This window comes from bacterium (assembly GCA_021372515.1).
Lineage (GTDB): Bacteria > Gemmatimonadota > Glassbacteria > GWA2-58-10 > GWA2-58-10 > JAJFUG01.
Window position 1 is genome coordinate 35902 of sequence record JAJFUG010000014.1, and the last position, 10205, is coordinate 46106.

The window sequence follows — 10205 nt, forward strand, 5'->3', positions numbered from 1 at the left end:
GCGATGAGCCTGGAATTCTCCATAGAGACCAGCCGTCAAACCCAGACCCGTCAGGGCGTACTGGAGGCTTTCTGGCGCAGCCTGCTCTCGGCCGGAGAGGCCGCTGCGCTCCTGTCCGGCCTGGCCGAGGCCCTTTCGTCCCTGACCGGCTGCGCAGCCGTGGCCTACTGCCTGGACCCGGACAGCGGTGAGCTGACCGCCGTGGGCAGCCTGCACGCGCCGGGGCTGTGCGCTCCCCGGCCGGAGGCGCTGGAGTTCCCGGAGGCCGCCGCCCCCCTGCGTCTGGACCTCTCCGCAGCACCCGACAGCACGTCCTGGGGTGAATTCATCGCCGTCAACCGCGCGGCCCTGGAGGGCTCCGGCTGGCGTCTGGCCTGGGCGCTGCCTGCCGCGGGCCGTCTGGCCGCTCTGGTGTTCCTCTGCGCCGGGACGCGGCTTCAGCGGCGCAGCGCGCGCACCGCGGCCGAGCTGGCCCTGCGCGCGGCGGTCCTGGGCCTGGAGCGTCTGGCCGCGCGAGAGCAGGTCCGCCGGGCCTCGTTCGAGTACCGTCTCAAGTTGCTGGAGATCGAGACCCTGCGCGATGTCGGCGTGGCCCTGGGCGGCCTGCTGGACCTGGACTGCCTCTGCCGCGAGCTGCTCGCGCGCGCCGCCTCGCTGCTCAACGCAGAGCGTGCCGCGGTGCTTCTGGCCCCGGTGGCGGATTCCTCCGGGGAAAGCGTCCCCCTGGCCGTGAAAGAGTCGTTCAACCTGGAACCGGGGCAGGCCGAGGCGTTGGAGCAGTTCGTGCGGGGAAGCCTCATCGCCGACCTGTCCGGGGGACTGGCCCTGCGGCTCAACCTCCCCGGCGCGCTGCCCTCGGCGACCGGCTGTGGCAAGCTGCTGGCCGCTCCGGTGCGCCACAAGGGTGTGCTGTTAGGGGCTCTCCTGGCCGCGGACAAGGAGGGCCGTCACGGCGCCCGGCCGGATTTCGACCCGGAGGACGAGGGCCTTCTGACCGCGATCGCCAATTTCGCCGGGGCCGCGGTCTCCAACGCCAACCTCTACCGCAGCGTCAACGAGATTCGCCGCTACAACGAGAGCATCCTGGCCAGCATCGCCAGCGGCGTGATCACCACCGGCGCCGGCGGGAAAATAGTGAGCTTCAACGCCTCGGCCGCGGCGATTTTCGGCCTGGAGCCGGCGGCGGCCGCAGGCCTCAGTCTGGAACAGCTTTTCGCCTCCATCGGCTGCCCCGGGCTGCCCGAACGCCTGCGCCCGGCCCTGGAGCGCGGCGTGGCTTTCCAGGAGACCAGCCTGCGCGGCGTGCGGCCGGACGGCGCCGAGTTGGTGCTCAACGTGAGCGCCGCGGCGCTTCTGGATGAGGAGAGCGGCGGAGTGCGCGGCCTGGTGGTTTCGGTGGAGAATATCTCCGAGCCGGCCCGGGTGCGGGAGATGCTCAAACGCTATGTCAGCCCGGAGGTGGCCGAGGCGGCCCTGTCCGGGGGGCGGATCCCCGGCCTCGGCGGGGAGCTGCGCGAGGTGACAGTCCTGTTCGCCGACATCCGCGGGTTCACCGCCCTGGCCGAGGCCCGTGCACCGGATGAGGTGGTGGAACTGCTCAACCGGTATTATAATCTTATGATCGAGGTGGCGTTCAGTTTCAAGGGCACGGTGGACAAGATCGTGGGCGATGAGATCATGGTGCTTTTCGGCGCTCCGGTGGCTTTCCCGGACGACAACCGCCGCGCCGCGCTCTGCGCCCTGGCCATGCTGCGCGAGCTGGAGCGTTTCAACCGGGAACGCAGGGGCCCCGGACAGCCGCCTCTGGAGGCCGGGATCGGCCTGGGGCGCGGGACGGTGATTTTCGGCAATATCGGCTCCCGCCGCCGGATGGACTACACGGTGATCGGGGACACGGTCAACCTGGCCAGCCGCCTGGTGGCCGTGGCGCGCCCGGGGCAGATCGTGGTAAGCGACAGTGTGGCCGAGTCGCTTGGAGCGCAGTTCAGCCTGCAGGAACTGGGACGCCTGCATCTCAAGGGACGGCGCGAGCCGGTCCTGGCCTGGAGCCTCACCGACGGGCCGCGACAGTGAGTTGGGGAGACAAATGGACCGCATAAAGCCGTTCGACATAGAGGAGCAGATGAGTGTCCCGATGCAGCCGGACCAGGAGCTGGCCGTGGCCGAGCGCGCCGCCTCGCTGGCCCGCTGCGCCGGGTTCGACACCGACCGGGTGGACGAGATACGGATCGCGGTGATCGAGGCGGTGATAAACGCCATCGAGCACGGGAACAACCCGGAGAAGACGGTCCACGTGTCGCTGCGGCTGGAGCGTCAGCCGAAGCGGCTCGAAATCTGCATCTCCGACCGCGGGGCCGGGTTCGACCCGGAGCGCGTGGAGACGCCGGACATCCACAAGAAGATGCTCAAGGGCAACCGCAAGCGCGGCTGGGGCTTGAGCCTGATGCGCAGCCTGATGGACGAGGTGAGCATCCAGACCTCGGAGGCGGGCTCGCGCGTGGTGCTCGTGAAAAAGGGCTGACAAGTGGTTTGACAATCCCGCCGGCCCGCTCTAAATTCCTTATGAGGCCGGGGGCTGCGATTGCGCTCCCCCGGGCCGATAACCAGCACGCGGAGAAAGCATCCATGGCCGACATTTTTCAGGTGACTGTCCAGCGTGGCCCCGACTATGCGATCCTGCGCACGGACGGGTATGTGAACAACACCGGGGGCGAAAAAGTCGCCGAGCAGGTCTATCGCCTGCTGGATGACGGGGTGAAACGGTTCATCCTCAACCTGTCCCGCAGCCCGATTGTCAACAGCGTCGGCATCGCCGTGCTTATCGAGATGATCGAGCGCGTGCGGGAGGACGGGGACCGGGTGATTTTCTGCAACTGCACCCCGGTGATCGCCAAGACTTTCAAGATCATGGGACTGACCCAGTACGCCGAGCTGTGCGGCGACGAGAAGGAAGCGGTCAGCCGGATAACCGCCTGAGAATGGACTGAACACGATGAAAAGAGCTGTGGCCGGCCTGCTTGCCGCTGTCTCGGTCCTGCTGTGCGGGGGGCTCTACGCCGCTTTCCCCAAGGAGCAGCTCCGCGACAAACGGGTTATGAACATCATCGTCATCCTCGACTGCTCGGCCAGCATGAACAAGATCATCGGCCCGGTGCGCAAGACCGACATCGCGCGCAAGGTGGTCGAGACGATCCTGGAGGGTATGTACCAGGACAGCCACGACGCCGGCTCGATGAAATCGGGCCTGCGGGTGTTCGGCTCCAAGTTCTTCAAGTGGAAGCAGAACTGCGACGACACCTCGCTGGAGGTGGCGCTGGACGACATCGAGAAGACCCGCCCGCCGATCAACGATAAAATCTCCACAATCGTCGCCAAGGGGCAGAGTTCGCTGTCTCTGACCATCGACGCGCTGAAAGGTGATTTCCCGGAGGAGAACGACAAGGCCAATTTTATCGTGGTGGTGTCGGACGGTGACGAGTCGTGCGGCGGCAGCCCCTGTGACGCGGTCCGGCAACTGATCGCCGACAGCCGGGGGGTTTCGGTCAACACGATCGGCGTGGAAACCGACCAGGCCGGCCTGGACAACCTGAACTGCATGGCCCAGGCGGGCAACGGACGGTATTTCGACAGCAAGGATGTCCAGGAGTTCGTCAATTTCCTCAAGGACGCCAACCGGACGATCCAGAGCAACCGCCGCAGCCTGGCCCTTAACGAGGCCAAGAACGACACCAGCACGATACGCATGCGGGACGTGACCGAGTCGATGACGCTCTACAAAGTGGAGGCGGCCACCCCGCTGTACCCCGACCGGGACGAGCGTTTCGCCGCCCTGGACACCCTGCACCCGGAGGACCGCCTTTTCCTGATCTCCAGCCGCGGGCTGTGGAAAGAGATTTTCGTCCCGGACAAGAAGCTTCAGGGCTGGGTCCTGGCCATGACCGGCGGCTCGCAGTCCTCGGTGACAGTTTCGGACGCCAAGACACCGCTCTACACCGAAAAAAGCCCCTCCAGCGAGGTGCTGACCTATCTGGACGCCGGCGAGCAGCTCACCGTGCTCAAGCAGGAGGGCACCTGGTACCAGGTGTTCAGCCAGAAACTCAACCTGCGCGGCTGGGTGATCGCTTTCAACGTGGCGGAAAACCGCTGAGCCGCGTGCTTCTGATTCCCGCCTCAAGCCTGCAGGAGAGACACCACCATGGCCGGAGTACTCAAAAAACACCTCAAGGGTGAGACGATCATCGCCGAGGGCACCGAGGGCAAGGCGGTGTTCATCATCCGCAGCGGCCAGGTGGAGGTTTCGAAGCAGACCCCCGGCGGCGCGGTCCGCCTGGCCACCCTGGGGCCGGGGGAGGTGTTCGGCGAAATGAGCATGGTGGACGACCGGTTCTCCAAACGCACAGCCACGGTGCGGGCGGTCGAGGACTGCGAGATAATAGTCTTGGACAAGAAAGGCTTCGAGCACTACCTCCGCCAGTCCTCCACCGGGATTTTCAACCTGATCAAAAACCTGGCCCAGCGCCTGCGCGAGACCAACGACATAATCGCCCGGGCCGGGATCGACGTACACAACCTGCCCCGCTCGCGGCAGGCCATGCCGGTGGATGAGAACAGCCCGAAGAACATCACCCTGGACCAGCTCAAGGAATCGGTGGAGGCGGCGGTGGACCTCAACCTGATCCCCAAAAAGTTCAAGGCCGGACAGGTCCTGGTGCGCGAGGGCGCCGAGGCTTTGAGCGTGTTCATGCTCAAGAGCGGCACGGTGACTGTGACGAAAAGGCTGGGCGAGCGGGAGGTCGAGCTGGACCGCCTCTGCGCCAACGAGGTGTTCGGCGAGTCCGCGATGTTCGGCGAGGGGCGGCGCACCGCAACGGTGACCGCGGATGAGGCGGGCGAGTTGGTGGTGTTCGGCCGCAACGACATGGAAAACATGCTGCGCAAGGCCCCGCTGGAGTTGTTCCTGGTGCTGGAGTGCCTGAACCAGAAAATGCAGCGCAGCACCCTGCGTTATTTGGATAGCCTGCGCGAGATCGAGCGCCTCAAAGCCGAGCTCGCCGCCGCCCGCGGGCAGTAGACGGCGTCGCAGTCCCTCCCGCCGGACACCGCCGGCTGAGCCCCCGAGTCGCTCAGCCACCCCGAAGTCGAACCCGAATAAATCCGGATGAGCCACACCGCGGCAGAGTTGCGATACAGAAAATGCAAGGGCGGGTTTGAAACCCGCCCCTACGTCGAATCAAGAAGGCCAACCCTGCAATAGATTGCGGGACATTCTCCGATCAACCCGGCAAGGACATCCCTTGACTGTCAAGCCCGAAAGACTGCGCCCCGGAGATACGGTGGGCCTGGTCACCCCGGCCAGCCCGCTTTTAGACCTGCGCGACATCGACCACGCCCGCCGGGCGCTCGAGGAACTGGGATTCAGGGTGAAACTTGGCAAGTACCTGCGTCGCCGCCACGGTTTCCTGGCCGGCACGGACGCCGAGCGCGCCGAGGACCTGAACGCCATGTTCGCCGACCCGGACGTGCGGGGGATTTTCGCCACGCGTGGCGGCTACGGCAGCGCGCGGGTGCTGCCGCTTCTGGACTGGAACACGATTGCCGCCAACCCCAAGGTCCTGGTGGGCCACAGCGACCTGACCGCCCTCTTGACCGCAGTGCACCAGCGCACCGGGCTGGTCACGTTCTGGGGCCCGCTGGCCGGCTACGACCTGGGCCGTCACGCCTCGGCGTTCAAGGCGCGCTGGCTGGTGCGCGTTCTCTGCCAGAACGCGCCCACGCTGCGCCTGCCCCGCGGGCTGGACAGCGGACGGCCGCGCCGCTGGAGCTGTCTGTCCGGGGATTCCCCGGTCTCGGCCCCGCTGACCGGCGGCAATCTGAGCCTCCTGGCCAGCCTGACCGGCACGCCCTGGGAGGTGCAGACCGCCGGGCGGCTGCTGTTCGTGGAGGACGTGGACGAGGAGCCCTACCGCATGGACCGCCTTCTGGGCCAGCTCGAAATGTCGGGAAAGCTGGGGCAGGCCGCGGGGATCGTGGTGGGGCGCTGTGTGGGCTGCGAGGGCACGGGACGGATGAAACGCACGTTCAGCCTGCGGCAGGTTCTGGAGAATCGGCTGGCCGGGCTGGGCGCGCCGGTGGTCTACGGCGCCCCGATCGGGCACGAGCCGGACAAGATCACCCTGCCGCTGGGGGTGAGAGCCTGCCTGGACCCCTCCGGCACGAGCCTGACCCTGCTGGAGAGCGCGGTGCTTTGAGCGGTGGGCCTCAGGCCTTCTTGATGGAACAGACAGAGCATCTAATTTGGAAAACAGCAGGGGCGGGTTTAAAACCCGCCCCTGCGCGTTTCTGAGACAGATCCAGACTGTAGGGGCGACCGGCCGGTCGCCCCCACGATAAGTTCATCGCGGAGAATTATATACCGGGGCTGGGGCACGGTGCACCGTGCCCTGCGAAAGACGGGGGCGCGATCTACATGTACTGTTCGCGACCCCCGATGGCTTCCGGTTCATTCACCGAAACGACAGAAGACAGACTGTTGCAGTAAAATGTTTTCTATCCGAGTTTCAGACGAAGTTCTTGATCTTTTCCTTGATATTCTCGTAGGCGAACGGCTTGAGCAGGTAGTCGTTTGCCCCCAGTCGGGTGGCCTGCTTGAGCAGGACACTCGAATTGACATCGCTCATCACGATCACCGGGGTCTGCACTGTGTTCTCGGTCTCGCGCAGGACTTTGAGCGCATCCAGGCCGTTCATCACCGGCATGCGCAAGTCCAGCAGCACCAGGTCGGGGGTCTGTTTCTCGGCGTAGGCCAGAGCCGCCCGCCCGTTGAGCGCGGCGCTGGCCCGGAACCCATCCCCCTTGAGCCTGCGGCAGAGGTCCTGGCAGAAACGCAGGTCGTCATCCGCCACCAGGATATGCACCCCCTCCTCCCGCCGCTGTATCTTGCCGCGCGCCCGTTTCAGGTGCTCCAGCACTCTGTCGTCCTTGTCAGACTCCACTATCTTGAGCAACTGCTTGAGCTGTGGCTCGTTGTGCCCGATCTCTCCGATCACCCAGACCCCGGTGCAGCGGGTCTCGGGGTCGCCGTCCAGCATGAGGTCGCGTAACGGGTCCTCCACCTCGCGGTGGCCGAATTTCCAGATGGCCTTGATCGCGTTGCCTCGCACCCGGTTGTCCTTGTCGTACTTGTATTTCATCAGGATACCGAGCACGTTGCGGTTGCCCGAGGACTCCAGCGACTCGATCACGTTGGCCCGCACCCGGGCGTTGGGGTCGTTGAGCAGCTTCATCAGCAGGCTGGTCTCGTTCTGCTTGAGCATGTCCGCGATCAGCTTGACCGCCGTGGCCCGCACGTGGTCGTCCGAGTCTTGGATGATGTCGGCCAGGGTGCGGGCGGTGAAATCCTTATCCTCGCGGATCAGGATGTCCAGCACTTTCTGCGAGGTCTTCGGGTTGCCCAGCTCCAGGTCCTTGATATAGGCGTAGCTGCTGTCCACGGCCACCACGAATTCCACCAGCTTCTTTTTCTGCTGGATTCCGAGCTGCGGCTTCTCCTCGTCCTCGCGCAGGGTGCGCAGGATTGTCTTGACCACCGCGTTGCGGGCCAGTTTGCGTATGAACTCGCTGTTGTACTGTGACAGCGGAAGGATGTGCTTGAGGCTGTCGAGACTGCCCAGGAAAGCCAGGTCCTTGAGGATTTTTATTTTGGCCGAGTCAGGCAGTTTCTTCAACTGTGCGGCCTGGAGCTGGAGACGCTTTTCCGGGTCGGTCTCGGAAGCAGGGTCGATCTTCTCATCGGCCGGCTGGCCGGGCTCGGCCGGAGCCTCCTCCTGAGCGGCGGCCAGGGCCTCTTCGGTCGTGTCCGCCGGGGACGTGGCCGGACTGTCCTCCCCGGTGGCGCTGAACTCCTTATCCATCTCGTCCAGGTGTGTACGGATCTCCTTGAAAATCTCACGCGCCCGGCGTTCCAGATGGGGCTTGCGCAGGAACGACAGCTCGATGAAAAAGTAGAGGACCTGAACGAGGCGCTTGATGTTGTCGCTGTAGGTCTGGACTACGGAGTTCTGGTAGTCGACGCTGTTTTTCTGGCGGTATTCCTCGATGCTCTTCTGGGCGAGGTTGATCTGCTCCTCCAGCATCCCGGGGTTGCCCAGGCGCAGCACCAGGATGTTCAGGTCCCCCTCGGGCAGGCAGCCGGGCGGGGGCGGCGTGCTTTCATCCGCTTTCAGGGCGGCCAGCTTGTCGCGCAACGTGGCGAACAGGTCGGCCTGCGCTTTCTGCTCCTGGCTGAGACGCTGGCCGGGGATTTCCTTTATCTCGAGCAGAGCCACCAGCTTTTCCACGGTCTTGCAGTCCAGCTCCTGCAGCCAGAGCTTGCGGTTCTGGCGGGCCTCCTTGGCCCCGGCGTTCATGTAGAGCACCCGCTTGAACACCAGGGCCTGGCGCAAGGCCTCCAGCTCGAACTCGTAGTACTTGCGGAACTTTTCCAGCAGGCCCTTGATCAGGTTCTGTGAGCCGCTGGCCGCATAGACCTCGTCCAGCACGCGGCGCACCCCGGTCAGGGGGTCATGGTCCGCGCTGATCTCCACCAGCAGGCGGGCCAGGCGCTCCAGTTTCTTGCAGATCAGGACCTGGGTGGTCAGACTGCGCGAGGGCTCGATGTGGTGGATCTCGTCATCCAGCCGCGGCGAGAGGGAGGATTTCTTAGTCTGGTCTATCGTCACCCGCTGGATATTCAGACGGTTGAACTCATCCAGATAGAAAAAGAAGCGCAGGAGGGTGTCCTCCTCGGCCAGGAAATCCTCGAAGCGCTTCTTGACCTCCTCCAGCTTGTCGCCCTGGATCAGGTCGTACTGGTAGGTATAGCGCAGGAAAATCGTGATGAAACAGTGGTAGAACTCCGAGATGTCACCGGCGAATATTTTCTCCAGCGCATCCAGCTTGGTGCGGAAATATTCCTCCAGGACCTGGCTGCGCACCGCCGGGTCGGAGTTTTCGGAGATTCTTTCCCGGAAAACGCTGTCGAGGACCGCGAAAGCCCCCATCAGCGAATCTCCCAGGGTAGTCTCCTCCATGCGCAGGTTCACCCGTTTGCTCAGGAAAGTCTGGGCAAAGCGTGAATCCTGCTTGAGCTTGTCGTAGCGGCCCAGGAAGATCAGCCCCGTGTCTTCGTTCAGCCGGGGCAGGCCCTGCTGGACCTCGCTGGCGCGTAACGCTTCGATCCGGCTTTCGAGGAACTTCCGTGCCTCGACCCCCGGGTTGACTCTCAGACCGAAATCCATATCTCAGTGATACCTTTGTTCGAGGACCCGTTTCCTGGCAGGGAACACTAAAAATAAGTATACCGCATTTTTCCCGATTACTCAATCTTCCCTGACACATGATTCGTCCCTCAACCCGAGGCAGCCGGCCCGGCTGCCGCCCACCTCAGAAAAAACACGGCCCGCCGGTTCGAAAAACATTGACATGCGGCGGCCCTGGCGCTAAAATGAAGCTGATTTTCCGGACTGTTTTCCTTCGTCTTCTATTTACGAGTGCAGACATGTTTGCCATCCAGAACACAAGCGCGGTTTGCAGTTGGCGCAACTGGTGCGGCCAGGCGTGGCATATTCACGCCCATGTCATACTGCGCCCGTAATGCGAGCTTAATAAGCATATCGGATTCACCGGCCAAGGCCGCGGGCGCTTAAACCAAGCATCCGCGGCCTTGCTCGTTTCAGGCGGCTTTCAAATTCAACCGGAACCGGAGAAAACAGATGGAAAATTGCCTGCCCTCAAAGGAAGAGTTCATCCGGCGCGCCAGGCCGGGCCGCGTGGTTTCGGTGGCGGCCGAGCTCTACACCGACACCGAAACCCCGATCAGCGTGTTCAAGAAAGTCTGCGAGCCCAGCGAGTACGCGTTCCTGCTCGAAAGCGTCGAGATGGAGGAGAAAATCGGGCGCTACTCGTTCCTGGGCCTCAGCCCGCGCACCACTTTCCGCGTGACCGGCCGCCGGGTGGAGGTCACGACCGACGGCACCGTGGAGCGTCTGGAGGGCGACCCGATCCGCCTGCTCGGCGACTGGGTCGGCCGCTACAAGCCCGAGCCTGTGGCCGGCCTGCCACCGTTCCAATGCGGCCTGGTCGGCTATTTCGGCTACGACACGATCCGCTGGTTCGAGGACATCCCCAGCACCAAGCCCAACCCGCTCGAGCTTCCCGACTGTTTCCTG

General features: G+C 64.2%; 8 protein-coding genes. 7 read left to right on the top strand and 1 reads right to left on the bottom strand.

Annotated features, from left to right (window positions below; all coding sequences use genetic code 11):
- Positions 1–3 precede the first annotated feature (3 nt).
- From LLH00_01165 to LLH00_01190, 6 genes are all read left to right on the top strand, one after another.
- Positions 4–2073: a PAS domain S-box protein gene (locus tag LLH00_01165; GenBank protein ID MCE5269876.1), complete on the top strand. Its 2070-nt coding sequence runs from the start codon at positions 4–6 to the stop codon at positions 2071–2073.
- Between the two features lie 13 nt (positions 2074–2086).
- Entirely contained in the window at positions 2087–2521 is a 435-nt protein-coding gene (locus LLH00_01170; protein MCE5269877.1) for an ATP-binding protein, read from the top strand.
- 104 nt (positions 2522–2625) lie between these two features.
- Entirely contained in the window at positions 2626–2976 is a 351-nt protein-coding gene (locus LLH00_01175; protein ID MCE5269878.1) for an STAS domain-containing protein, read from the top strand.
- A gap of 16 nt (positions 2977–2992) precedes the next feature.
- Positions 2993–4147 carry a VWA domain-containing protein gene (locus tag LLH00_01180; protein MCE5269879.1) on the top strand — a complete coding sequence of 385 codons (1155 nt, stop codon included), beginning with the start codon at positions 2993–2995 and terminating at the stop codon, positions 4145–4147.
- Positions 4148–4195: 48 nt separating this feature from the next.
- Positions 4196–5071: a cyclic nucleotide-binding domain-containing protein gene (locus LLH00_01185; protein MCE5269880.1), complete on the top strand. Its 876-nt coding sequence runs from the start codon at positions 4196–4198 to the stop codon at positions 5069–5071.
- 223 nt (positions 5072–5294) lie between these two features.
- On the top strand, positions 5295–6248 hold the full coding sequence (locus LLH00_01190) for an LD-carboxypeptidase (GenBank protein ID MCE5269881.1): 954 nt from the start codon (positions 5295–5297) through the stop codon (positions 6246–6248).
- Positions 6249–6557: 309 nt separating this feature from the next.
- Here LLH00_01190 and LLH00_01195 read toward each other — a convergent pair whose 3' ends face one another.
- Positions 6558–9275 carry a response regulator gene (locus LLH00_01195; GenBank protein MCE5269882.1) on the bottom strand — a complete coding sequence of 906 codons (2718 nt, stop codon included), beginning with the start codon at positions 9273–9275 and terminating at the stop codon, positions 6558–6560.
- Between the two features lie 474 nt (positions 9276–9749).
- Between LLH00_01195 and LLH00_01200 the strand changes: the two genes are divergently transcribed.
- Positions 9750–10205: anthranilate synthase component I (locus tag LLH00_01200; protein MCE5269883.1), on the top strand; the 456-nt coding region annotated here is incomplete at its 3' end.